The sequence below is a fragment of the Massilia sp. WG5 genome, from assembly GCF_001412595.2.
GTDB lineage: Bacteria > Pseudomonadota > Gammaproteobacteria > Burkholderiales > Burkholderiaceae_D > Telluria.
On sequence record NZ_CP012640.2, the window covers coordinates 3545383 to 3568664 of the forward strand.

Genomic DNA, 23282 nt, shown 5'->3' on the forward strand with positions numbered 1-23282 from the left:
CTCAGGCGGCTTTCTGCTCGACGAAGGCAGCCAGGCTGCCGAGCGTTTCGAAGGTGCTGGCGCTGATGTCGTCGTCGTCGATGACGATGCCGAAATGCTCTTCCAGTGCGCCGATCAGGGTGACCACCGCCATCGAGTCGAGTTCCGGCAGGCTGCCCAGCAGCGGGGAACCGGCATCCAGGGCCTGGCCGGCATCGCCGAGGTTCAGCACGTCGATCAGGAGGTTTTTGACTTCATTTAAATACATGGGTGCTCCATTATTGGCTGCGTTGCCGCCGCTCGTGCATCGCATGCAGGCGGCGCAGGCCCGGCCAACGGTAATAATTGACATGGTACATAGTGCGCACCTCGTCCGTCCAGCGCAGGTGCCATTCCATGACCCTGCCGTAGAACTCGATCCGGCCGAGCCGGGCTTCCTCGAACAGCGCGCGCGTCGCTTCTTCGCGCATCAGCAGGGTCGGCGAAAACTGCTTCGGCACGTTCTCGTCGTAGGCGGTCTTCAGCACCACGATGCAGGCCCCGTCCTCGATGCAGAGGTCCATCGCCACCAGCCGCTCGTCGAAATAATAGCGGTACACGCGGCCGGCGCCGCGCCGGCACAGCGCTTCCAGCATCGCACGATAGTAACGCCCTTGCGCATCGTCGGCATGGACCGCGGTGCCGCAGCCTTCCTTCCAGCCCGAACTCTCCAGGCGCGCATAGTCGGCCACCGCCTGCGCCATCGCGGACGGGTCGCGGCTGACTTGCAGCGTGAGCGCCACGCCGTCCTTGTCGAGCCGGGCGCGCTGCTTCTTGAGGTTGCTGCGCAGGTTCTTGCCGCGCGCCTGCCAGTAGTCGTCGAAGCTGCCGGCCAGCGTCACCTTTGCCGTCTCGATGTAGTCGAGCGTGGCCAGCTGCGCGGTCGCGCGCGGGCGCGGCATCAGGGCCGGATCCATCTGGGTCAGCCCGAGGATCAGCGGGAAGCCGGGCAGGGCGCGCACCAGGCCGGCCAGCAGTGCATCCAGCTCCAGCCCCGGTTGCTGCAGCCACAGCCCGAGCGGCGCCTGGGCCGGCTGGAAGGTAGTCCAGCTGCCGCGCCGGGACGGGGTCACCAGCGCCATCGCGACCGGCACGCCGTCGCGTTCGCAGATCGCCAGCAATTCCTTGCCGGTGCCGAAGGCGTCCAGCAACGGCGCCACGAAATCGTGGGCCAGCAGCAGCGATGCCCCGGCCGCGCGGTGCAGCGCTTCCCACTGCGGGGCAAAGGCGGCCAGGCGTGTGGCCGGCTCGAGCTTCCACTTCATGGCCGCAGCGCCTTTCCGATCGCTTCGATCATCCAGCCGAGTTCTTCCGCGCGCAGCTCCTGGTGGCAGGGGAAGGACAGGACCTGGCGCGACAACCGGACGCTGTTGGCGCAGACCTGTTCGTCCACGCCCTGCCACAGCGGATTGCCGAAGCGGGTCACCGGCACCCCGGCAGCCTGCACGCGCTCGAACAGCAGCGCCGGATCGTCGGCCACCAGCGGGTAGACCCAGGGGCAGACGCCGTCGGGCAGCGTCGGATACAAAGGCCGCACCCCGGGCAGGCCGCGCAGGGCGGCGTCCAGGCGCAGGTAGTTGGCCCGCCGCAGCGCCGCGATGCGGCTCGGCGAGACCAGGCGCAGCATGGTGCGCGAGAACCAGGACGAGCGCTTGTCGATCCAGGCCGGGTCGAGCTCGAAGCTGCTGTCGGAGGAGCCGGGCGCCATCGCCGCCGGCGCCGTACTACCCGGACGGCGCCGCTTGACCAGGTTCCACAGCGTGCTCTTGAGTTGCAGCGGCAACCACAGCGCCGCGCGGACGGTCGGCAGGCGGCCGTAGGCGAAGCCGTTTTCCAGGGAATTCAGCGCGACCTTGGCCTCGAAGCCGGTGCCGGCCGGGCGCAGCGGTATCCGCTCCAGGCTGTGCCGGCTCGACACCAGTGCGCCGCCTTCGTAGATGGGGAAGAATTTCATGCTGCTGCCGATCGCGTAGTCGCCGATCGAGCCAACCGGCGCGCCGCGGTATTCGCCGATGAAGGCGTGCGCGCAATCCTCCAGCAGCGGCACGCCGCGCGCGTCGCACAGGGCGCGCACCCGTTCCACCGCTTGCGGAAAGCCGAAATAATGGGTCACCATCACTGCCCGCGTGGCCGGGCCGATTTTCGATGCAATGTCGTCGAGGTCGACCGCGGCGTCCGGACCCAGGCGGTAGAACACGGGGGTGGCGCCGCGCCACAGCACCGGCGGGATCATCGAGGGGCTGTGCCAGGCCGGCACCAGCACTTCGTGGCCGGGGCCGACCCCCATTTCACGCAGCGCCAGCGCGATTGCGACGCGGCCGCTGGTGACCAGCCGCGCCTGGCCGGCGTCGAGCAGGGTCGGCAGGCGCAGCGGGGCGGCGCGGCGGAACGAGGCGGCGGACAGGATCGGTGCGAGCGGGATCAGCGGACGGGAAGCCTGGGTGGAAACCATGCCCGAGTATAGCCGCAGAGTAGAAATATTTGCCACGAGATATGTTGGAATCTAAACAATTATATTGGGCGCCTGGCGCAAGCTGTTAAGATGCCCACCTGCACGACACAGCCATCCCCTATGCCTGATCTGATCCACGACTTCATCTTCGATTCCGCACGGCGCACGCCCGACGCCGAAGCGCTGGTGCATGGCGGACAGCGGCTCGACTACGCGGCGCTGGCCGGCGCGGTCGAGCAGGCCGCCGGTGCGCTGCTTGCCTGCGGCATCCGGCGCGGCGAGCGCGTCGCCGTCTATCTCGACAAGCGCGTCGAGAACGTCGCGGCGATGTTCGGCGCCAGCATGGCCGGCGCCGTGTTCGTCCCGGTCAACCCCCTGCTCAAGGCCGAGCAGGTGGCGTACATCCTGTCCGACTGCAATGTGCGGGTGCTGGTCACCTCCGCCGAGCGCCTGGCGCCGCTGGACGCCGCGCTGGCGGGCTGCCCCGACCTGCGCATGGTGCTGGTGACCGGCGCCGCGCCGAAGTCCGGCCTGCCGCCCGCCGCCGGCGGGGCCGCGGTGCAGGCCTGGGATGCGGCGCAGGTATGCCCGGACGCTGCGGCGCTGGCCGCGCGCCGCGCGATCGACGCCGACATCGCCGCGATCCTGTACACCTCGGGCAGCACCGGCAAGCCGAAGGGCGTGGTGCTGTCGCACCGGAACATGGTGGCCGGCGCGCAGAGCGTCGCCAGCTACCTCGAACTGACGCCGCGGGACCGGGTGCTGGCGGTGCTGCCGCTCAGCTTCGACTACGGCCTGTCGCAGCTGACCACCAGCTTCCTGGCCGGCGCCACCGCGGTCCTGATGAATTACCTGTTCCCGCGCGATATCGTGAAGGCGGTGCGGGACGAACGCATCACCGGCCTGGCGGCGGTGCCGCCGCTGTGGATCCAGCTGGCCGCGCTGCCGTGGCCGGAAGACTGTTCGCTGCGCTATCTCACCAATTCGGGCGGGGCCATGCCGCGCGCCACCGTCGACGCGCTGCGCCGCGTGCTGCCGGAGGCGCAGCTGTTCCTGATGTACGGCCTGACCGAGGCCTTCCGTTCCACTTACCTGCCGCCGTCGGAACTGGCGCGCCGCCCCGATTCGATGGGACGCGCGATCCCGAACGCGCAGGTGATGGTGGTGCGGCCGGATGGCAGTTCCTGCGCGCCCGGCGAAGCCGGCGAGCTGGTGCACCGCGGCGCACTGGTCTCGCTCGGCTACTGGAACGATCCCGCCAAGACCGCCGAGCGCTTCCGCCCGGCGCCGGGCCAGGACCCGGCCCTGCCGCTGACCGAGATGGCGGTGTGGTCGGGCGACACCGTGCGCATGGACGAGGAGGGCTACCTGTACTTCATCGGCCGCAGCGACGACATGATCAAGGTGTCGGGCTACCGCGTCAGCCCGACCGAGGTCGAGGAAGCCGTGCACGCGAGCGGGCTGGCGCTGGAAGCCGCCGCTTTCGGCGTGCCGCACCCGGCGCTGGGCCAGGCGATCGTCCTGCTGGCCGTGCCGCGCGAGGGCGTGACCACCGCCGAGCTGCTGAAGGAATGCCAGCGCCGCCTGCCGGCCTGGATGGTGCCGGCCCACATCGTGCTGCATGACGGCCAGTTCCCGCGCAACCCGAACGGCAAGATCGACCGCAATCTGCTGCGCCAGTCCTATTCAACGATGTTCAGTTCCGACCGATGAGCCAATCATGAGCACGACTCCGAATCGCCCGGTGCACGCCGCGCAGACGCTGTTTTCAACCGCCGACGGTTGCCTGCAGGTCGGCGGCGTGCCGCTGACCCGGCTGGCGCAGCGCGTCGGCCGCACCCCCTTCTATGCCTACGACCGCGCGCTGGTCACGGAGCGCGTGCGCCACGTGCGCGCGCACCTGCCGGAAGCGGTCGGGCTGCATTATTCGATCAAGGCGAATCCGATGCCGGCGCTGGTGCAGCACCTGGCCGGCCTGGTCGACGGGCTCGACGTCGCGTCCGGCGGCGAATTGTCGGTCGCGCTCGACACCGGCAAGGACCCGGCCCACATCAGCTTTGCCGGTCCCGGCAAGTCCGAAGCGGAACTGACCCGGGCCGTGGCCGCCGGCGTGCACGTGCACGCCGAGTCGGAACGCGAGATTCGCCTGCTGGCCCGCATCGGCGAACAACTCGGCCTCGGCCCGCAACTGGTCCTGCGCATCAACCCGGACTTCGAGCTGAAGGGTTCGGGCATGCGCATGGGCGGCGGCGCCAAGCAGTTCGGCATCGATGCCGAGGAGGCGCCGCACATGCTGGCGCTGGCGGCGCAACTCGGCCTGACGGTGCTGGGCTTTCACATCTTTTCCGGCTCGCAGAGCCTGAAGGCCGAGGCGATCGCCGACGCCCAGGCCCAGACCCTGGAACTGGCGCTGCGCCTGGCCGGCGACGCCCGCGATCCGCTGCGCGTGCTGAACATCGGCGGCGGCTTCGGCATTCCGTATTTTCCGGGCGAAGCGCCGCTCGAGCTGGCGCCGATCGGCGAACGATTGGCGGCGGCGCTGCCGCGCGTGCAGGCCGCCTTGCCGCAAGCGCGCCTGAACATCGAACTGGGACGCTACCTGGTCGGCGAGGCAGGCGTGTACGTGGCGCGCGTCATCGACCGCAAGGTCTCGCGCGGGCAGGTATTCCTGGTGACCGACGGCGGCCTGCACCACCACCTGGCGGCTTCCGGCAACTTCGGCCAGGTGATCCGCAAGAATTACCCGGCCGCGATCGGCAACCGGAGCGGGCAGGAAGAAACGGAAGTGGTGTCGGTGGTCGGCCCGCTGTGCACGCCGCTCGACCTGCTGGCCGAGAAGATGGAACTGCCGCGCGCCGAGGTCGGCGACCTGGTGGTGGTATTCCAGTCCGGCGCCTATGGCAAGAGCGCCAGCCCGGGCGGCTTTCTCAGCCACCCGGAAGCGCTTGAAGTGCTGGTGTAGCACGTCCGGCACACTTTCGCTTGCCATTCAAGTAATAAACTTCGTACACTGATCGGTGCGGTCATTGACTCCCGCTAGCTGAAAATGGAAATAAGAATACCGATGGATAAGAATTCCGTGCCAATGGTGGACGTAACGGTAATCATGGCTTGCTATAACCGCTCGGCGCTGATCCTGCGCGCCTTGCAAAGCTTGCATGTCCAAACCGTCTGGCCGCGTCAAGTGATCGTCGTCGACGACGCTTCAACCGATGACTCCGTCAAGAAAGTACGCGACTGGGCCGCCGCCACCGGGTTTCCCGTCGTCGTCGAAGCGCTGGCGCGCAACGGCGGCGCGGCCGCTGCCCGCAACCACGGCATGAAGCTGGCAACCACGACCTATCTCGCGTTTCTCGACTCGGACGATGAGCACATGGGCGACGCACTGGCAAAGATGGCCGCGGCGATCGACGCCAATCCGGACGCCGTCCTGGCGTTTGGTGATGGCACCAAAGTGACGCCTACGGAAACCATTCCGAATGCGATGTTCTCCAGTAAGGTCGACATGGCGAAGGAATGTGAGCTGCTCGATCAGGAAATGCCGCGCTATCGGCTCCGCAACGCCAAGACGACGATGCTCAATGCGAGCCTGATTCCAACTTGCGCCACTTACTTCCGGCGAGCCGACGCGCTTGCGGTGGACGGCATGCCGGTCGCGTTCCGCACCGGCGAAGACTGGTTGTTCTGGCTGAAGCTGAGCGAGCGGGGCGACTTCATCTATGTGCCGGAAAATCTCTCGCTCGTGCATCGCCATGTCGATAACCTGACGCATCCGGCCAGCGGCGTCGCGACCTCGCTGGCCAAGCTGGTCGGCTTCATCGCGCTCCTTGACGGCTCTGCCGGTATTCAGATCGACCAAGAACAGCGCGCGCGCCTCCAGCGCTTCGTGAGGGAACGTACCGCCCTGCTGCGCTACCAGTCGTCCCGACTTGGCCTGGCTGCCTACCTGAAGCTGCTGCGTGAGCTGCCGTCGATTCAGCGCCAGAGCTTGCTGGCCCATGTCTTCGAAGACCCCAAAAGCATCATCCGTGCTTTTATCTGCTCGGTATTGCCCGCAGCCGCCCCGCCAACGCGCTAGGTCAGCGCGTGCTGCCCGGCGACGGGGCGCGCCGCTTTCTACTTCAATTCATCCATTTTGACAGGGTTCCCATGCCGAACTGATGTTTTTCGGCACGATACCCGCGCACGCTACGTTTTGTCGGAAAGAATATTTGCTTAAATTGCTACAATATATATCGATTGTAATTTCCATCTACGTCCTCCCGATATGCCGCTCACAACAAGCTCACCAGCCAAAACCAAACAAGTGAGCGTCCTGAAAGGCGCCTTCATCTACGTAATGATGCGCTGGATGGACCGGCTGGTCGGGTTTGCGAGCACCCTGATCCTCGCGCGCTGGCTGGTGCCGGCGGATTTCGGCATCATCGCCATGACTTCGCTGGTGATCGGCATCGCAGACGTGTTGCTCGACCTCGGCGTCAACGTGGCGCTCATCCAGAACCCTTCGCCAACTCCGGCGCATTACAACACCGCCTGGACACTGCGGATGATGCAGGCATGCTGTACCGTGCTAATCGTTTCGCTGATCGCGCCCTACGCCGGCGATTACTTCCACGACCCGCGCATCGTACCGGTGCTGCGTATCGCCTGCCTGGGCGCCCTGCTGGCTGCGATGGAAAACATTGGGGTGATCACCTTCCAAAAGGAAATGCGGGCCGATCTCGATTTCCTGCTGACCTTCGTGAAGCGGATCTCGGGCTTCATTGCGACCGTCATCCTGGCATGGAAATTCCAGAGTTATTGGGCACTGGTGTTCAGCACGCTGTTCGGCCGCGCCGTCGGGATCGTGATGAGCTATTGCCTCCACCCAATGCGTCCCCGCTTCAGCGTGGAAAAATTCCGCGACATCTTCGGCGTTTCGCAATGGATGCTGGTGAATAGCATCGGTAATTACATCAACAACAATCTGCATCGGACGCTGGTTGGCCGCTGGACCAATGCAACCACGATGGGCGGCTATACTTTGTCGGACGAGATTTCCTCCATGCCGTCGACGGAAATCCTGGCGCCGCTGAACCGGATCCTGTTCCCCACCTTCGTGCGCGCCAAAAACGATCCTGTCGAACTGAAGCGCAATTTTCTTCTCGCGCAGGGCTTGCAATGCCTGATCGCGATTCCGGCGAGCCTGGGGCTGGCGCTGGTGGCGCATACCATGGTCTTTGTCCTCCTCGGCGAGAAATGGATGATGGTCGTTCCCTTCGTTCAGATCCTTGCGCTGACCAACATTGTGCAGGCGATTTCGACAAGCACGGCTTATATCCTGCTCTCGCTCGGCAAGAACCGCAACGCCACCTTTACGACCTGGACCCAGGTCACGCTGTTCGCGGCAGTCGCGTTGCTGGTCCTGCATCATCCGCAGGCGCTCGAACTCGCTTGGCTGCGCTTGGCCTGCGTAGGCAGCGGACTGCTGGTCGCACTGGGTATGCTGATGCAGACAATGCGTAACGTCAGCCTGTTCGATATGCTCAGGAACGTGTACCGCCCAGGGGTGGGCGCGCTGGTGATGGCCGGCGTCATCCATGTGGTGGAGCCGCTGATTCCGAGCACGCCAGCCGTGATCCTGGTCGCCACCATCATCGCGGGTGCGCTGGCCTATACCCTGACCGTGCTCGCTGCCTGGACGCTTGCCGGCAGGCCGCAGGGTGCGGAATCCTATATCGTTGAGAAAATCGCCGGCGTGCTGAAACGGCGCGCCATGGCGAAACTGGACGGCGTTACCGAAAGCTGAGGCCAAACGCGCGGGCGGCAGCACCGCCCGCGGCGCATACTGCCTTCCGTTCACATCTTTCCCTATGCGGCCTTGACCTTGCTGGTACTGATCGCTGCGTCGAGCAGATGCGCTAGTTGCTGAGCGCGGTTGGCGCGCGAGCACTGTTTCACGACCTCGTCCGATGCAACATGGACTGAGCCGGAGCGGATCTGCTCGATGAATGCCTTCAGCACCGGCACGATAGATTCGGGCCGATCCATGTGGGCCACGCTTTCGAAGCCGGCCGCACCCATCACACGCGCCGTTTCGCCGGTCGGATCGACCAGGCCCAGAATGGGACGGCGCGCCCAGAAATATTCATACAGTTTGGCCGGGATCTGCGTATTGAAAGGCGTGCCTTGAAATACCATCAGGCCATCGACCGACAACATCTCGCGCAAGGCTTCGCGGTAGGGCACCGAAGGCGCGATCTCGACGATGTCGTCGACGCCGTGTTGCTGCGCCAGTTCCAGCATAGCCTCGGCCTCGCCCGGCGCGCGCAGGATCACCCGCAGCGTTGCGGCGCTGACGGCGCCTTCTTCCTTGAGCATTGCCACCGCCTTCATGAACGCGGAAGGATTGCGGCCGGTCTGGTACAGCACGCCGCTGTGCAGCAGGGTGATCCGCTCCTCGTCAGCCGGGGCCGCGGCGCGGGCAGTTGGAGCCGAAGCGGCGAGGCCATCTTCGTCGTAACCATTTTCGATGACCGTGAACTTCGATGCCAGCTCGGGGAAACGAGTGCGGTAGGTGCTCATGGCGCTGTGCGTCGTTAGCACGGCGAAGGTGCATCGCTTGACGGTTTCCGCTTCAATCCACTGGTAGACCTTGCGCTGCAACTTTGCCGTCGGATAGGCCGGCTGCAACATGGGGTCACGAAAATCGGCAATCCAGGGCAGACCGGTCAGGCGATGCAGGGCCAGGCCGATCAGGTGTGCGGTGGCGATCGGAAAAGTCGACCAGATGACCTGGGGACGGTGCTGGCGGATCAGCGATAGGCCGGCCGGCACCGCGCCGAAGAACCAGGAAACCCAGCGGTCCGGCAGGGCCAGCAGCTCCAGGTAGCGGCCCTTGATGCCCATGTGGTATTTGGTGTCGAGCGCGAAGGCGCGGCGCACTACCTGGCTAGCGGGGAGGCTGGCCAACTGCGACGGGTTCTGCTGACGATATACGCGCGGATGGGCCGACAGGACCATTGGCTCCCAGCCGTACTTCCCCAGGTGCTTGAAGAAGCTCAGGGTGCGCTGGATGCCGCTGCTGATGGCTTCCGGCGGAAAGTGGAAGGCGATCAGCAGGACCCGCCTGTTCGTTTGCGCCAGTTTGTCGGAATGCACCGCCGGGGTGGCCGGAACCACCGCCTGATCGGTGGTGACGGCGGCGGTGGCGCGGGTAGTGCTGTTTTCGTTGCTTAACATCGTTTACTCCTGGGCCAGCCAGCGCAGCAGGCGCAGCCCAAACAAAAAGGGGTTAGCGTCCCATGGTCGGCTGCGAGGCAGCTGGAACAGGTCGCCCCCGCGTACGGCTGGGCCCACCTCGGTAGAGAAAGCGGCGGCAAAGCCCGCGCTGCGTACCATCTCCTTGTGGCGCTCGTCGAAATCCTTGCCGACCTTGCCGTTCGGGTAGGCGAAATAGCGCACTGGGGCGCCGGTGATCGCTTCCAGGTCGCGCTTGCACTGCTCGATTTCATGGCGCGCCGCCTCGTCGCTAAGGGAAGTCAGGATCGGGTGCGAGACGGTGTGGGCGCCAATCTCGAAGCGCTGCGCAGCCATGGTCCGGATCATTTCCGGGGTCAGCATCAGGCTGTCGGCGCCACCGCCGCCGACCATCGCCATCAGGCGCTCGGTCAGCGCCTGGCGTTCCGCCGGCGGCATGTATTTGGCATGCGCCGTCAATTCGTTCAGCAGGTTCCGGCGGTCGTCGCTGGTGCGCAGTTCGCGCATGCCGAGCCCGGCGCCGGATAGGTCGACGGCGCCGTCGGGCAGGCGCCTCACCGCGTCGGCAATGGTCTCGTTCCACATCGTGCCCGAGTCCAGGTAAGCGGTCGAGACGAACACCGTGGCCGGCAGGCCGAACTCGTTCAGGACTGGCATGGCCAGGTCGTGGACCGAGCGGTAGCCATCGTCAAAAGTGATGCAGACGGCACGCGGCGGTAGGCGGCCGGCGGACAGCCTGGCGATAGCGTCCGGCAGCGACAGCACGTTGAAGTAGCGCGCAACTAGGCGCATCTGCCAGCGGAAGGTCTCGACGGTCGGCTCGTCGTCGAGAAGAGGGTCGGGCTGCGCCAGGATGCGGTGGTAGTTCAGCACGCACAGGCGGTCGGCGTCCTGGAATGGAGTAAACATGGCCGCGGCACGGATCAGGCGCGCCGGCAGGTTGCTGGGAACGGGAAGCGTCGTCATGCCGGCCCGCTTTCCAGGACAGGCGGCTTGGGCGCCGCCACGGGCGCTAGCTGCCGGAGTGGCACAGTGACTTTCGAGACGAGCACTTTTTCCAATAATACCAAAATTATAACCACATCATACAACAGGTCGGCGTAGGCGAGCGTCAGGAATGCGCCGCCGGCACAGTAGCCGAGCAGGCTGACCTGGCACATCGCGGCCAGGTCGGAAGCCCATTTCAGCTCCGGCTTGTCCTTGCAGAAGCGCAGCACCCGGCTGCCGGTGCGCCAGGCAAAGAAAAGGAAGGCTAGAAACAGCACCAGGCCGACGAAGCCGTGTTCGCCCAGCACCTGGAAATATAGGCTATGCGGCGCGTGGACGTTGGCCGGCTCCGGCGCATACAGCCAGAACATTCTCGGCGTAAAGCAGCGGAAGCCCCCGCCCATGAAGTTATGTGTGGCGACGTTGAAGGCAAAGTGCCATGCGTTCACGCGGCCCATGGCCGAGCCATCGGCCTGATATTCGCTGATCGTCCCCATTCGCCCGAACCACTGCTCCGGCATCAGGATGTACACTAGTGGCACCACCAGCAGAACTACTATGCCGGTACGTAGCTTGTTGCGGCTCTTTAGCCATAACATGACTAGCATGGCGCCGAAACCAAGCAGGGCGCCGCGCGAATAAGAACCGATTACCGCAACCATGCTCAGCAAGGCCAGGGCGGCCCAGCCCCATTTCAGCCAGCGGTGCTGCTCCTGCAGGTGAAGGTACCAGACCAGCGGCACGATGGTCAGCAGCGCCAGCGCCAGATCGTTGTTGTCGCCAATGTATGTGCCAGGCGGTCCTAGTACGCGGTTGCTTCCACCTGATAGCAAAGTGAAGATTCCGCCCTTCAATCCGTAGAAGCCTAGAGACAGAATGACGACAAGTGCAAACAGTTTAGTGTCCTTCTGGTTGTTGATGGCGCCAATTGTCACCAGCGCGAAGAAAAGTGTTTTCATTACACGGTCCCACTCGTCCCAAGCACGATCCGGCTCGAATGCGAAAGGGGTGGTAATGGTCATCCATGTCATGAATAGCACCAAGGTTATCGTAAGAGCGTTCTTCGGTAGCTTGAATTGCTCCGGACGGGCGAACAACGACAGCAGCGTGAGACCACCGACCGCCGCCACCCATGGGAGGCTGTAGGCGAAACCGTAAGTAAGCCGGTGCGGGTTCATAAGTGAAAGCCACGCAAAGGTCATGACGCCGATTGCTGGTCGTTTCGGAATTTGCACTAGCAGAAAGCAAATGATTAGGCTAAGAGCGATGTCACGCATGGCAGTAGGCTCCCCTGTTTTGGGCCAGCGCCTCGAAGATGGCCAGCTGGCCGGCGGTGGTGTCTTCCCAGCTGAAGCGCTCGGCGTAGCGGCGGGTGGCGGCGCGGTCCGGATAGTCGGCGCGCAGCGCTTGCACGCCGTCGGCCACGCCGCGTGCGCTGAGTTCGTTCATCAGCACGCCGGCTTCCGGCGCGGCCACGACTTCGGGCGTGCCGTATACGCGGCTCGCTACCACCGGGGTGCCGCAGGCCATCGATTCGAGCAGCACATTGGCCCAGCCTTCGCGGCTGGAAGCCAGCACCAGGGCGTCGGCCTGGTTGTAGTGCTGCACCAGCTCGGGCTGGCGTACGGCGCCCAGGAAATTGACGCGTCCGGCGACGCCGAGTTCCTGCGCCAACTGCACCAGCTTGGCGCGGTCGGGACCGTCGCCGGCAATGCGCAGGCGTACTTCCGGCAGCAGCGGCAGCGCGCCGACGATCCGCTCCTGGCCCTTGACCGGCACCAGGTGGCCGACCGCGAGCAGGGTGAACGGCGCCTGGACCGCCGGGCGCGGCGTGGGGTGGAACAGCGCCAGGTCGACCCCGTTGCGCAGCGAGGTCACGCGGTCCGGGGCGACGCCGAGCGCGATCACTTCCTCGCGCAAGGCATTGCAGACGGTGATCATATGCTCGGCGCTGGACGCCGCCCACTTGATCATGCGGCGCGGCAGACGGTAGTTCGGCAGTAGCGTGATGTCCGAGCCGCGCGCGGTGATCGTCACCGGCTTGTTGAAGTAGCGGCCAAGCATGGCGGCGGCCACGCCGTCCGGGTAGAAGTAATGGGCGTCGATCACGTCGAAATCGAAGCCCTCGTCGAGCAGGCGGCCGATGGCGGCGCGGCTCGAGGCGGCCAGCAGTGCCGGCGCGACGTTCATGCCGATCTTCGGCAGGACCGGATAGCGCGGATGCAGCACCTCGATGCCGGCGCGCTGTTCGCTGCGCGGCACCGCGGCCCATGCGGCCCAGGCGCCGAAGCGCGGATGGCGCGACGGGAACCAGGGCACCGGCGCGACCACGCGCGATTCCACGCGCCCGCTGGCCACCAGGTGGCGCAGGCGGGTCTCCACGAAGATGCCGTGCCCGGGTTTAACGCTGTTGGGGAACAGGGTGCTGAAAGTCAGGATCTTCATGCAGCTTGCAGCCGGTCAGGCCGCCATAGATGTTCTTGTAGCGCGCCACGCTGACACGCCAGTTGCGCTCGGTTTCGACATACTGACGCCCGGCCGCGCGCAGCGCCGGCCAGGACTCCTGCGCTTCCAGCAGGCCGATCAGCTTGCCGGCCAGGGCGGCAGGATCGTCGGCCTTGAACAGTACGCCGGTCTTGCCGTCGGCGATCAGCTCGAGGTGGCCGCCGACGTCGGATGCCGCCAGCACCCGGCCCTGGGCCATGGCTTCCAGCGGCTTCAGGGGCGTGACGAGGTCGGTCAGGCGCATCGACAAGCGCGGGTAGACCAGCACGTCGAGCAGGTCGTAGTACTTCTGCACCTGATCGTGCGGCACGCGGCCGGTGAACACGACTTTGTCGGCGATGCCGAGCTCCTCCGCCAGGCGGCGCAGCGCCTCGTCCTGCGGACCGCCGCCGACCAGCAGCACGCGCAGGTCCGGCAGGCGCGTCACCAGCTGCGGCACCGCACGCAGCAGCACGTCCAGGCCCTCGTAGGCATAGAATGAACCGATGAAGCCGACCAGGCGCGCGCCCGACAGGCCGAGCTGTTCCTTGAGCGCCAGGTCGGCGCTGCCGCCGACCGCGAACTTGTCGATCTCCACGGCGTTCGGAATCACCGTGACCTTCTCGGCCGGGATGCCGCGCGCCACGATGTCCTTGCGCAGGCCTTCGCAGATCGTGGTGACGGCGTCGGCGCGCTTGAGCGCCCAGGTCTCGAGGGCACGGGTGGCGCGGTAGCGCAGGCCGAATTCCTTCGAGGTGCCGTGGTCGACCGCGGCGTCTTCCCAGAAGGCGCGCACTTCGTACACGACCGGGATGCCGAAACGGCGGCCGGCGCGCAGGGCCGCGACCGCGTTGAGCGAAGGCGAGTGCGCGTGCAGGACGTCCGGCTTGACCTGCGGGATGATCTCGGCCAGGCGCCTGGTGAGGCCGTCGATCACCTCCTTCTGGTTCAGTACCGGCAGCTTCGCCAGCGGACTGGTCGAAGCGGACGTGCGGTAGAAGTGCAGGCCATCCACGGTTTCTTCCAGCATGTCCTGCGAATGCTGCTTCGAACCGGTCACGTGGAAGGTTTCCCAGCCGAGCGCGCGTTGTTCGCGCAGGATCGCGCGGGTGCGGAAGGTATAACCGCTGTGCAGCGGGATCGAGTGATCCAGGATGTGCAGGACACGCATTTACGCCGCCTCCATTTCTTTGCGCAGGAAGGCTTCGAACATCAGCACCGTCCAGATCGGCGCGCTGTAGTCGCGGCGGCCGGACTCGTGCTGCTCGACGATCTCAGCCAGGAAAGCAGTGTTGAAGATGCCAGTGCTGTTCAGGATCGGGCCCAGCAGCGACTCGCGCACGCGCTGGCGCAGAGGGCCGCGGAACCAGGCCGCCAGCGGCACTGCAAAGCCCTGCTTCTTGCGGTACAGGATGTCGTGCGGCAGGTAGCGCTCCATGCTCTTCTTGAAGATGTACTTGCCTTCGCCATTCTTCAGCTTGATCGATGAGGACAAGCCGGAAATCCATTCGACCAGCTCGTGGTCGAGTAGCGGCACGCGCACTTCGAGCGCGTGCGCCATGCTGGCGCGGTCGACCTTGGTCAGGATGTCGCCCGGCAGGTAGGTCTTCATGTCGAGGTACTGGATCAGCGACAGCGGATCGTCGGTCGGCGCTTTGGCGGCGTGCCCGCGCATGACGTCGATCGCGCGGTAGCCCTGCAGGCGCTGCTGGAATGCCGGGGTGAACAGGCGCTTGCGCATCGCGTCAGACATGATCGACACGCCATGGAAGTAGCCCTCGACCAGGTCGCGCGCGAGCGACTCGAAGGTGGTTTTGGCGCGGAATACGCGCGGCGCCCAGTCGGCTTTCGGGTAGTAGCGACCGAGCGGACCGAACACATTGCGGCGCAGCGCCGGCGGAATCCGGGAACGTACCGCGTCTTCCGCCATGGTCAGGCGGTAGCGGCGGTAGCCGGCCAGGTTCTCGTCGCCGCCGTCGCCAGACAGCGCTACCGTCACGCGCTTGCGCGCCAGTTGGCACACGCGGTAGGTCGGGATCGCGGAGCTGTCGGCATACGGTTCGTCGTACAGCGCGGCCAGGGTGTCGAGCAGCGCGTAGTCGTCGGTGTCGACGGTCTCGACGTGGTGGTTGGTCTGGTACTTGCGCGCGACCTGGTCGGCGTATTCGGATTCGTCGAAGGCCTTGTCGTTGAAGGCGATCGAGCAGGTGTTCACCGGTTCATTGGTCAGGCCGGCCATCATTGCCACCACCGCGCTCGAGTCGACCCCGCCCGACAGGAAGGCGCCGAGCGGCACGTCAGCCTTCAGCTGACTCTGCACCGCTTCGCGCACGCGTGACGCCAGTTCGCCGGCGGCGTCGGCCTCGGTCATCTTCTCGTGCTGCTTGAACGGCACATCCCACCACTGCTTCGGCTGCGGCACTGGCTGGCCGATCCGCACCGTCAGCGAGAAGCCCGGCGCCAGCTTGCGCGCGCCGGCGTAGATGGTCTTCGGCTCGGGCACATAGCCGTAGGCGAAATAATCCTCGACCGCGGTCGGGTCGATCTCGCGCGACAGGCCCGGGTGGGCGCGCAGCGACTTCAGCTCGGAGCCGAAGATGAACATGTCGTCCGGCAGATGGGCGTAAAAGAAGGGTTTCACGCCCATGTGGTCGCGCGCCATGAACATGGTCTGCTTGTTGCGGTCCCACACCGCAATCGCGAACATGCCGCGCAGGTGGTGCACGCAGTCTTCGCCCCAGGCTTCCCAGGCGTGGAGCACGGCTTCGGTGTCGCTGTTGGTGCGGAACGGGAATCCGAGCTTTTCCAGCTCGGCGCCCAGTTCGCGGTAGTTATAGATCTCGCCGTTGAACACCACGCCGACGTCGCCGGCGGCATTGAACATCGGCTGCTGGCCGGCGGCCAGGTCGATTACCGACAGGCGGCGATGGCCGAAGCCGACGCCGGGCTCGGTATAGATGTCGCCCTCGTCCGGACCGCGATGATGCTGGGTCTCGTTCATCCGCTTGAGCAGCACCGGATCGATCGGGCGCGCTCCGCGGGTATCGAAAATGCCGACTATTCCACACATGATTTGATGGGCTTCCTGAATGGGGTTTTACGTTCGAGCAGGCTGTCGTAGAGCGCCTGGTAGCCGGCGACCATCGCCGGCATTGAATAGTGGGACATGACGCGCGCGCGTCCGGCGGCGCCGTGGGCCTGGGCCATCGCCGGCGCACGCACGTAGCGCGCCAGCGCATCGGCCATGGCGTCCGGATCGCGCGGCGGCACCAACTGGCCGGTGACGCCGTCGGCGATTACCTCGGGCACGCCGCCGACGCGGGTACCGACCGCGGGCAGGCCGCTGGCCATCGCTTCCAGGACGCTGCCAGGCGTGCCCTCGGCGATCGAGGAGATCGCATAGGTGTCGAAGCCGCGCAGGATCTCCGGGACGTCGTAGCGGGCGCCGGGCAGCCACACCAGGCCGTCGAGACCGAGCGCGCGCACCTTTTCGCGCAGCGCCGGCAGCAGCGAACCCTCGCCGACGATCGCCAGGCGCAGGTTCGCGGCCTGCTCCGGCAGGCGCGCGCGAAGCAGGGCGAAGGCGTCGATAAGGGCGGCATGGTCCTTGACGTCGGTCACGCGGCCGACCGTGCCGATCACCCGGCAACCGGGACCGAAACCGAAATCCGGGCGCTCCTCGTCCGCAGCCAGCGGGCGGAAGCGCTCGGCGTCGATGCCGTTGGACAGCAGGCAGCTCTTCCGTTCGGGCACGCCGATCACCTCGCGGTTCCAGGCCAGCATGTCGCCGGAATTGGCGTAGCAGTGGTCGTAGAACGGCAGCATTAGGCGGCGCAGGAAGTTGTGCTTGGGGTTGCGGCCTTCGGGATCGGCGGCGTCGCGGCCGTGCAGGCCGTTGATACGAACCGGCACGCCGGCCAGCATCGCCATCGGCGCATACTCGATGGCGGCCAGGTTATAGGTGTGCAGGATCGCCGGCTTCAGGCGGCGCATCAGCTTGAATAAGTCTGCGTGCGTGCCCAGCGATAGGCCAGGGCGCTTGTTCAGGGCATACACCCTAACGTCCGGCTTGCTAATCTTGCGAGCGAAGTCGGTGCTGCGGGTCAGCACGACCACGGCGTGACGGTAAGCCTCGGCCGGCATCCGGTTAATGCGCTCGATGAGCAGGGTCTCCAGCCCTCCAAAGTCGAGACTATAGGTCAGATGGACGATCAGGGGCGCGGTCATCGGTTCTTCTTTGGTGCGTACAGCGGCGCCGTAAACAAGGTAGTGCGCATGGCGTATTGCTTCAGTGTCTGCGCGCGTTGTCGAGCGCTAAATTGATAACTTTGTAATTGTCTAACAGAAATGAATGTAGTGTCGCACGCGCTGCATCGGGCTGTTCGTCGAAGGGCGCGGACAGCATGACGGCCGCGCCATCGTCACCGTGCAGCAACAGTTTCGACTGTGCCTGCAGCAGTTTGCCGACCGCGTTGCTGGTGACGTCGCGGTCGCCGACCCGCATCCAGTCCCACACCAGCAGGGCCCGGCCGTCGCGGCGCAGCACGGTCTCGCGCACGGTCAGCGCGACGCCGTCCACGGTCTCGGTATGGCGGGACGACGTGGTCTCGTGCCAGGCGTCCTTGTAGCCGGCCAGGCGGTTCAGGGAGCTGATCAGGGACTTGCTGCGGTCCTGGTTGCGGTAGTAGAGCAGGGTCAGCGCCACCGGCGTCGCGCCCTGGCGGTAGCTGCGGTGCACGGCGGCGTCGGGCGCCATGTAGTCCGGCTTCCAGTCGGCGAAGGCGGGAACCTCGGGCCAGCTCACCGCCACCTGGTCGAGCTGGACCGGGGCCGGGTTGTGGTTGGCATGCTCGCCGTAGCGCGCGAATCCCGGCCACACGGCGCACAGGGCAACCACGCAGACGGCCATCATCGGGACGCGCGCCGGCGCGCCGGCTTCCGCGCGCAGGGGCGCGGCGCCGTTTGCCGCCGGGGTATCGGTGTCTTCGCGCCAGTAGCTGCCGATCCAGAACATGATGAACATGACCAGGCCGAAGAACAGCCAGCCGTAGATGATGTGGTCGACGCCGGTCGCCAGCGCCATGCCCGACAGGTGGCCGATCATCACGATCATGTAGGCGCGCAGGCCGTTGGCGAGGATCGGCACCAGCACCGACAAGGCGATGAACAGGGCGCGCCGCGCCATCGAGCGGTAGGTGAGGTAAGCGTACAGGCAGCCCAGCGTGATCGAGGAGATCAGGTAGCGCACGCCGCTGCAGGCTTCGACCACCGACCAGTTCCCGGTCGGCAGCTCGAAGCGGGTGCCGCTGCGCAGCACCGGGATGCCGGTGGCCTGCACCGCCGCCACCGTGAAGTCGGCGGTGAACTGGATCAGCGGCGCGACGAAGACTTCGCCGAAGGGCACCGCGAACAGCAGGAACAGCAGCGGGAAGGCGAGCGAGCCGGCCAGGCGCGGGCCGAGCAGGGCCAGCGCGGCGACCGGGAACATGGCGACGAAGGTGTATTGCGACACCACCTGGACCTCGCCCAGCTGCGCCGCCAGCCAGCCGGCGCCGAGCACGGCCAGCAGGGCCAGCGCCGGCGCGTACGGCGTCGGCGGATACAGGCTGAAGTTCTGGCGGCGGCGCCAGATCAGCCACAGGCTGATCGGCAGGATCACATAGCCGTGGGCGAAGGTCTCGGAACTGTTCCAGATCGAGACGATCGATTCGACCGTGCCCAGGTAGAGGGCGAACGGCGCAAGCAGGGCCAGCGCGATCAGGACAATCGCCGAACGCGCCAGCGGCGCGGCGGCGGGAGGGGCGACGTTGGCGACGCCGGGCGGCGGATTCAGGATCATTCCAGGTTCTCCCCGATACATGCAAGGTTACTGGACCAGCTGTAGCGCTGCTGGACTTTGGTGCGCGCGGCCTGGCCGATGGCGGCGGCGGCGCTGTCCTGACCTTGCAACAGCATGGCCACGGCGTCGGCGAAGCCGGCCGCGTCCTCGGCCAGCACCAGTTCATTGCCCGGTTCCGCTTCGATGCCTTCCAGCGCCTGCGGCGACACCACCACCGCGCGCGCCATCGCCATCGCTTCCAGCACTTTGTTCTGGATGCCGCGCGCGATGCGCAGCGGCGCCACCGCCACCGCCGCATGCGCGATATACGGGCGCACGTCCGGCACGGTGCCGGTCACTACCACGCCGGCCTGCTGGCCCAGGGCCTGCACCGCAGGGCTTGGCCTGGCGCCGACGATGTAGAAGCGCAGGTCCGGGAAGCGCGCGCGCAGCAGCGGGAACACCTCGCCGGTGAACCACTGGACGGCGTCGACGTTGGGCCAGTAATCCATCGCGCCGGTGAACACCAGCGCGCGCTCGCCGGCCGCGTACGGGCTGGCGTAGGCCTGCTCGGGCGAGAAGTAGTCGGTGTCGACGCCGTTGTTGAAGTGGCCGATCTTGGCCGTGCTCTCCGGCGCCAGGCTGCGGAACAGGTCGGCTTCGGGGGCGGACACGAACAGCGAGGCGTCGTATTCGCGCGCCACCTGGCGCTCGTAGCGCAGCAGCTGGTCCGCCTCGTGGCGGTACAGCCAGCTCATGGGGAAGGATTTCTTGTCCGCGTACTGGCGCCACTTGTCGGAGTCGACGTCGCAGAAGTCCACCACGCGGCGCGCCTGGCGGTAGTCGTCGGCATACTGCGCCATCGCCGAGGAGAACACCAGCACGCGCTCGATCCCGTGCGCGGACACGGTGTCGCGCACCCAGCGCGCGAGCCCGGCGTCGCGGTAGTACTCGAGCGACAGCGAACGGTTCTTCAGCAGGGCGGTAAGACTCTTCACGCGCGCCAGCAGCGGGTTCATGCGGGCGAAATGGCTGCTCGCGCACAGCGCCTGCACGTGCGGCACATACTGCCAGTCGTCCGGGTCGTCCACGAAGGTCGCCAGGTGCACCCGGTAGTGCTTCGCCAGGTGCTTGAGCAGGTGGTAGGAGCGGATCTTGTCGCCCTTGTTGGGCGGGTAGGGGATCCGGTGGATCAGCAGGAGCAGGTCTTCCACGATTGTTCAGCCCAGGTTGCGCACGATGTACGGGCCCATGAAGTTGGCCAGCGGCAGCGGCAGCTTCTTCCACATCTTGATGAACAGCTGGTACTTCGGATTCAGCGGATTGTTGTCCGGCAGCGCTTGTGCCCCGTACAGCTTGTACTCGTAGGGCAGGTGTTCGGCGGTGAAGCCCCAGTTCTTCTTGAAATCGTAGGCGCCGGTGCCCAGCTTGCTGCGGCCGAAGTCGAAGATCCGGCAGCCACGCGCGGCTGCTGCCTGCATCAGGTTCCAGTACATGAAGTCGTTGCCGGCCACGTTGCGCGCGATGTCCATGCCGCCACCGTAGTAGGGCACGACCTCGTCGCGCCAGTAGAACGACAGCACCGATCCCACCAGCTGGTCGTCTTCGGTGAGGATGGTGCGCACTTCGCACTCCGGGCCGAAGGTCTTCTGCAGCAGGGCGAAGTATTTTTTCGGGAACACCGGGGTGCCGAGGCGGTGCACGCTGTGCGCATACGCTTCGAACATGCGGTCGACGTTGTCCTCGACCACGCCCTTCAGGCCCAGCTTGATGCCCTTGCGGACCATCGCGCGCTGCTTGCGCGGGATCGCGTTCAGGTTGGCCTCGTCGTCGCTTGAAATCTCCTTGCGGAAGGTGACGTACAGCTCCTTCGTGTGCCAGGACGCGTCGTCCGGATGGAAGCGCTGCATGCCGCGGTATTCGAGGTGGCCCACGCCCAGCTTTTGCGCCAGTTCGTGCGCGGCCTGGTCCAGCATCGCGCGCGCGGCATCGCCGCCGGCGCCGCCGGATGCGGCCGGGCCGCCATACACGCAGAACGGCATCGCGCCCAGCGAGTGGCCGAACAGGCGGCTCTTGATCTCGGCGAGCGGCAGCACGCCCTGGATCTGGCCGTCCTGCTGCACGTAGTAGAACCAGGTCTTGATGCCGAACGAGGTCTCGATCACCTGCTGCCAGCCTGACAGGTGGAAGAAGGTGGCCGCGGGGCAGGTACGCACGAAGGCGTCCCAGCGTGCGCGGTCGTTCGGCTGCATGAGGTGCAGGGTCAGCGGGCCGGCGGCCGGGGTTGCTGCTGCCGGGGCGGTGCGCTTGAGTTGTGCTGCTTCGATGATCGAGTTCATGCTTGGTTCAGGAAGATGCGGTCCATACGATCCCAGGCGAAGTCGCGCGCCAGTGCTTCGATGCGGCGCTCCATCCGGTTGATATTGATGTAGTGGCGGAAGCGGGCCTTGGCGCCGAGGCCTTCAGGGCGCGGCTGCTGCGTGTCGATCTCCCACGGGTGGAAGTAGAACAGCGAGGGCTGGCGGTCGTCGCGGTTGACCTTTTCCATCATCCAGCGCGACAGCGCATACGGCAGCAGGCGGAAGTAGCCGCCGCCGCCGGCCGGCAGGTTGCGTTTCAACAGGCTCACCGTGGTGATCGGCACTTCCAGCAGGCCGTCGGGGCCGTTCGGGTAGAAGGCGAAGCGCGGCGCTTCCGGCATGCCGTAGTGGTCGTGGGCGATCGGATAGATGCTGGAGCTGTAGCGGTAGCCGGCTTCCAGCAACTCGTCCAGCGCCCACAGGTTGGCGCGGCCGATCGAGAAGCTGGGCGCACGGTAGCCCAGCACGGCCTGGCCGCCGAGGTCTTCCAGCAGTGCCTTGCTCGAGCGGATGTCGTTGGCGAATTCGGCGCGGGTCTGGTCGGAAGCGCGCAGGTGGCCGTAGCCGTGGCTGGCCAGCTCGTGGCCGCCGGCGACGATGCGCCGCACGACCTGCGGATAGCGCTCGGCGATCCAGCCCAGGGTGAAGAAGGTGGCGCGCACGCCGTTGCGCTCGAACAGGGCCAGGATGCGGTCCATGTTGGCTTCGACGCGGCATTCGCGGTCCGGCCAGCTGGCGCGGTCGATATAGGGTGCGAAGGCCGAGACCTGGAAGTAGTCCTCGACATCGCAGGTCATCGCATTGCGGATGCGTTCCCCCGGCGCCGGCAGGCGGCGCGGGGCGAGTTCATACATGTTCATTCTTGGTTGTCCATCGGCTGGGTGACCGCCCCCTGGGGCGTGGCAACGATCTTCTTCAGGATCGACAGTACGGAAACGATCGATTTCTCGAGGCGCATCATGCGTTCGTCGAGCACCTCGACGCTGCTGGCGCGGCGCTCGCCGGCGCGCTCGTCGAGGGTACGCAGTTCCTGGCCCAGCACGCCCAGGCCGGCGCCCGGCAGGGCCTCCGGCGCCCCGGCAGCAGCCTGGCCCTCGGGCAGCTGGAACTCCTCGCTGATGTCGCTGATGACGGCCTGGATGTCGGCGTCCGTGAAGGCATGCATCTCTTCCAGGTAGCCCATCAGCAGCACGCGGTCCATCAGGGTGTTGACTTTGCGCGGGATGCCGCCGCTGTAGGCGTAGATGGCGGCGTGGGCGCCGTCATCGAAAGACGGGTCGCCGTTCCAGCCGACCGTGTGCAGGCGGTGCTCGATGTAGGCGCGGGTTTCCTGCGCGTCCATCGGGCCCAGGTGGTAGCTGGCGATCACGCGCTGGCGCAGCTGCTGCATGCCGGGGCTGTGCAGGGTGGCGCGGAATTCCGGCTGGCCGAGCAGGAAGGTCTGCAGCAGCGACTTGTCGTCGGTCTGGAAGTTCGACAGCATGCGCAGCTCTTCGACCGTGCGCGCCGACAGGTTCTGGGCCTCGTCGATGACCAGCAGGGCGCGCTTGCCCTGGTGGTCGACGTCGCACAGGAATTTTTCCAGGCGGGTCAGCAGGTCGGTCTTGCTCGCGCCTTCGTACGGCAGGCCGAACGCCGACACCACCATGCGCAGGGTGTCGTCCGGATCGAGGTGGGTGTTGACGATGTGCGCCGCCACGATCTGGTCGGACGGCAGGCCGTTGAACAGGTTGCGCACCAGCGTGGTCTTGCCTGCGCCGACTTCGCCGGTAACGATGATGAAGCCTTCACCTTGCGACAGACCGTACTCGAGGTAGGCCATGGCGCGCTTGTGCCCCTTGCTGCCGAAGAAGAAGTGCGGGTCCGGACGCAGTTGGAAGGGTTTGGCGGAAAATCCGTAAAAGGTTTCGTACATCGCTGCTCC

19 protein-coding genes are annotated in these 23282 nt (G+C 66.0%); 4 read left to right on the top strand and 15 right to left on the bottom strand.

The window, feature by feature from the left end:
• Nucleotide 1: 1 nt before the first annotated feature.
• From AM586_RS15835 to AM586_RS15845, 3 genes are read right to left on the bottom strand one after another with little or no spacing between them, the layout of a single operon-like run.
• Nucleotides 2–247: an acyl carrier protein gene (locus AM586_RS15835; protein WP_052234266.1), complete on the bottom strand. Its 246-nt coding sequence runs from the start codon at nt 245–247 to the stop codon at nt 2–4.
• 10 nt (nt 248–257) lie between these two features.
• On the bottom strand, nt 258–1283 hold the full coding sequence (locus AM586_RS15840; RefSeq protein ID WP_052234265.1) for a GNAT family N-acetyltransferase: 1026 nt from the start codon (nt 1281–1283) through the stop codon (nt 258–260).
• Complete coding sequence (locus AM586_RS15845) at nt 1280–2470, bottom strand: DegT/DnrJ/EryC1/StrS family aminotransferase (protein ID WP_052234264.1); 1191 nt, start codon at nt 2468–2470, stop codon at nt 1280–1282. Before AM586_RS15845 ends, AM586_RS15840 begins: the two co-directional genes overlap by 4 nt.
• A 120-nt stretch (nt 2471–2590) precedes the next feature.
• On the opposite strand from AM586_RS15845, the gene AM586_RS15850 reads away from it, so the two are divergent.
• The 4 genes from AM586_RS15850 to AM586_RS15865 all read left to right on the top strand — a co-directional run bounded on the left by AM586_RS15850 (nt 2591) and on the right by AM586_RS15865 (nt 8258).
• Nucleotides 2591–4183, top strand: coding sequence for an acyl-CoA ligase (AMP-forming), exosortase A system-associated (locus tag AM586_RS15850; protein WP_052234263.1), 1593 nt, complete (start codon nt 2591–2593; stop codon nt 4181–4183).
• Between the two features lie 7 nt (nt 4184–4190).
• Nucleotides 4191–5432 (top strand): pyridoxal-dependent decarboxylase, exosortase A system-associated, encoded by a 1242-nt coding sequence (locus AM586_RS15855; protein ID WP_052234262.1) that lies wholly within the window; start codon nt 4191–4193, stop codon nt 5430–5432.
• Nucleotides 5433–5534: 102 nt separating this feature from the next.
• Nucleotides 5535–6548, top strand: coding sequence for a glycosyltransferase family 2 protein (locus AM586_RS15860; RefSeq protein ID WP_162600550.1), 1014 nt, complete (start codon nt 5535–5537; stop codon nt 6546–6548).
• A gap of 228 nt (nt 6549–6776) precedes the next feature.
• Nucleotides 6777–8258 (top strand): lipopolysaccharide biosynthesis protein, encoded by a 1482-nt coding sequence (locus AM586_RS15865; RefSeq protein ID WP_229411247.1) that lies wholly within the window; start codon nt 6777–6779, stop codon nt 8256–8258.
• 62 nt (nt 8259–8320) lie between these two features.
• Here the strand turns inward: AM586_RS15865 and AM586_RS15870 are convergent, their stop codons facing one another.
• The 12 genes from AM586_RS15870 to AM586_RS15925 all read right to left on the bottom strand — a co-directional run bounded on the left by AM586_RS15870 (nt 8321) and on the right by AM586_RS15925 (nt 23273).
• A complete protein-coding gene (locus tag AM586_RS15870; protein WP_229411246.1) occupies nt 8321–9691 on the bottom strand; it encodes a glycosyltransferase in 1371 nt (456 codons plus the stop codon).
• Nucleotides 9692–9694: 3 nt separating this feature from the next.
• Entirely contained in the window at nt 9695–10675 is a 981-nt protein-coding gene (locus AM586_RS15875; RefSeq protein ID WP_082439361.1) for a polysaccharide deacetylase family protein, read from the bottom strand.
• Nucleotides 10672–11973: a putative O-glycosylation ligase, exosortase A system-associated gene (locus AM586_RS15880; RefSeq protein ID WP_082439362.1), complete on the bottom strand. Its 1302-nt coding sequence runs from the start codon at nt 11971–11973 to the stop codon at nt 10672–10674. The genes AM586_RS15875 and AM586_RS15880 overlap by 4 nt, the downstream gene beginning before the upstream one ends.
• A complete protein-coding gene (locus AM586_RS15885) occupies nt 11966–13141 on the bottom strand; it encodes a glycosyltransferase family 4 protein (RefSeq protein WP_052234259.1) in 1176 nt (391 codons plus the stop codon). The genes AM586_RS15880 and AM586_RS15885 overlap by 8 nt, the downstream gene beginning before the upstream one ends.
• Nucleotides 13098–14351, bottom strand: a complete 1254-nt coding sequence (locus AM586_RS15890; protein ID WP_052234258.1) for a TIGR04063 family PEP-CTERM/XrtA system glycosyltransferase — start codon at nt 14349–14351, stop codon at nt 13098–13100. Before AM586_RS15890 ends, AM586_RS15885 begins: the two co-directional genes overlap by 44 nt.
• A complete protein-coding gene (locus AM586_RS15895; RefSeq protein WP_052234257.1) occupies nt 14352–16250 on the bottom strand; it encodes an XrtA/PEP-CTERM system amidotransferase in 1899 nt (632 codons plus the stop codon).
• On the bottom strand, nt 16238–17407 hold the full coding sequence (locus AM586_RS15900; protein WP_052234256.1) for a TIGR03088 family PEP-CTERM/XrtA system glycosyltransferase: 1170 nt from the start codon (nt 17405–17407) through the stop codon (nt 16238–16240). The genes AM586_RS15895 and AM586_RS15900 overlap by 13 nt, the downstream gene beginning before the upstream one ends.
• 61 nt (nt 17408–17468) lie before the next feature.
• Nucleotides 17469–19019, bottom strand: coding sequence for an exosortase A (gene xrtA / locus AM586_RS15905; RefSeq protein ID WP_052234255.1), 1551 nt, complete (start codon nt 19017–19019; stop codon nt 17469–17471).
• Nucleotides 19016–20212 carry a TIGR03087 family PEP-CTERM/XrtA system glycosyltransferase gene (locus tag AM586_RS15910; protein WP_052234254.1) on the bottom strand — a complete coding sequence of 399 codons (1197 nt, stop codon included), beginning with the start codon at nt 20210–20212 and terminating at the stop codon, nt 19016–19018. Before AM586_RS15910 ends, xrtA begins: the two co-directional genes overlap by 4 nt.
• Before the next feature lie 6 nt (nt 20213–20218).
• Nucleotides 20219–21337: a FemAB family XrtA/PEP-CTERM system-associated protein gene (locus AM586_RS15915; RefSeq protein WP_052234253.1), complete on the bottom strand. Its 1119-nt coding sequence runs from the start codon at nt 21335–21337 to the stop codon at nt 20219–20221.
• Nucleotides 21334–22212 carry an XrtA system polysaccharide deacetylase gene (locus tag AM586_RS15920; RefSeq protein WP_197416497.1) on the bottom strand — a complete coding sequence of 293 codons (879 nt, stop codon included), beginning with the start codon at nt 22210–22212 and terminating at the stop codon, nt 21334–21336. The genes AM586_RS15915 and AM586_RS15920 overlap by 4 nt, the downstream gene beginning before the upstream one ends.
• Before the next feature lie 2 nt (nt 22213–22214).
• Entirely contained in the window at nt 22215–23273 is a 1059-nt protein-coding gene (locus tag AM586_RS15925; protein WP_052234251.1) for an XrtA/PEP-CTERM system-associated ATPase, read from the bottom strand.
• Between the last annotated feature and the right edge of the window lie 9 nt (nt 23274–23282).

What these genes read in the sequence shown, in the direction of transcription:
- AM586_RS15925 (WP_052234251.1), bottom strand. Translation starts at nt 23,273, where the DNA reads ATGTACGAAACCTTTTACGGATTTTCCGCCAAACCCTTCCAACTGCGT.
- AM586_RS15915 (WP_052234253.1), bottom strand. Translation starts at nt 21,337, where the DNA reads ATGAACTCGATCATCGAAGCAGCACAACTCAAGCGCACCGCCCCGGCA.
- AM586_RS15835 (WP_052234266.1), bottom strand. Translation starts at nt 247, where the DNA reads ATGTATTTAAATGAAGTCAAAAACCTCCTGATCGACGTGCTGAACCTC.
- AM586_RS15895 (WP_052234257.1), bottom strand. Translation starts at nt 16,250, where the DNA reads ATGTGTGGAATAGTCGGCATTTTCGATACCCGCGGAGCGCGCCCGATC.
- AM586_RS15870 (WP_229411246.1), bottom strand. Translation starts at nt 9,691, where the DNA reads ATGTTAAGCAACGAAAACAGCACTACCCGCGCCACCGCCGCCGTCACC.
- AM586_RS15875 (WP_082439361.1), bottom strand. Translation starts at nt 10,675, where the DNA reads ATGACGACGCTTCCCGTTCCCAGCAACCTGCCGGCGCGCCTGATCCGT.
- AM586_RS15885 (WP_052234259.1), bottom strand. Translation starts at nt 13,141, where the DNA reads ATGAAGATCCTGACTTTCAGCACCCTGTTCCCCAACAGCGTTAAACCC.
- AM586_RS15900 (WP_052234256.1), bottom strand. Translation starts at nt 17,407, where the DNA reads ATGACCGCGCCCCTGATCGTCCATCTGACCTATAGTCTCGACTTTGGA.
- AM586_RS15920 (WP_197416497.1), bottom strand. Translation starts at nt 22,212, where the DNA reads ATGTATGAACTCGCCCCGCGCCGCCTGCCGGCGCCGGGGGAACGCATC.
- AM586_RS15850 (WP_052234263.1), top strand. Translation starts at nt 2,591, where the DNA reads ATGCCTGATCTGATCCACGACTTCATCTTCGATTCCGCACGGCGCACG.
- AM586_RS15855 (WP_052234262.1), top strand. Translation starts at nt 4,191, where the DNA reads ATGAGCACGACTCCGAATCGCCCGGTGCACGCCGCGCAGACGCTGTTT.
- AM586_RS15890 (WP_052234258.1), bottom strand. Translation starts at nt 14,351, where the DNA reads ATGCGTGTCCTGCACATCCTGGATCACTCGATCCCGCTGCACAGCGGT.
- AM586_RS15880 (WP_082439362.1), bottom strand. Translation starts at nt 11,973, where the DNA reads ATGCGTGACATCGCTCTTAGCCTAATCATTTGCTTTCTGCTAGTGCAA.
- AM586_RS15860 (WP_162600550.1), top strand. Translation starts at nt 5,535, where the DNA reads ATGGATAAGAATTCCGTGCCAATGGTGGACGTAACGGTAATCATGGCT.
- AM586_RS15840 (WP_052234265.1), bottom strand. Translation starts at nt 1,283, where the DNA reads ATGAAGTGGAAGCTCGAGCCGGCCACACGCCTGGCCGCCTTTGCCCCG.
- xrtA (WP_052234255.1), bottom strand. Translation starts at nt 19,019, where the DNA reads ATGATCCTGAATCCGCCGCCCGGCGTCGCCAACGTCGCCCCTCCCGCC.
- AM586_RS15845 (WP_052234264.1), bottom strand. Translation starts at nt 2,470, where the DNA reads ATGGTTTCCACCCAGGCTTCCCGTCCGCTGATCCCGCTCGCACCGATC.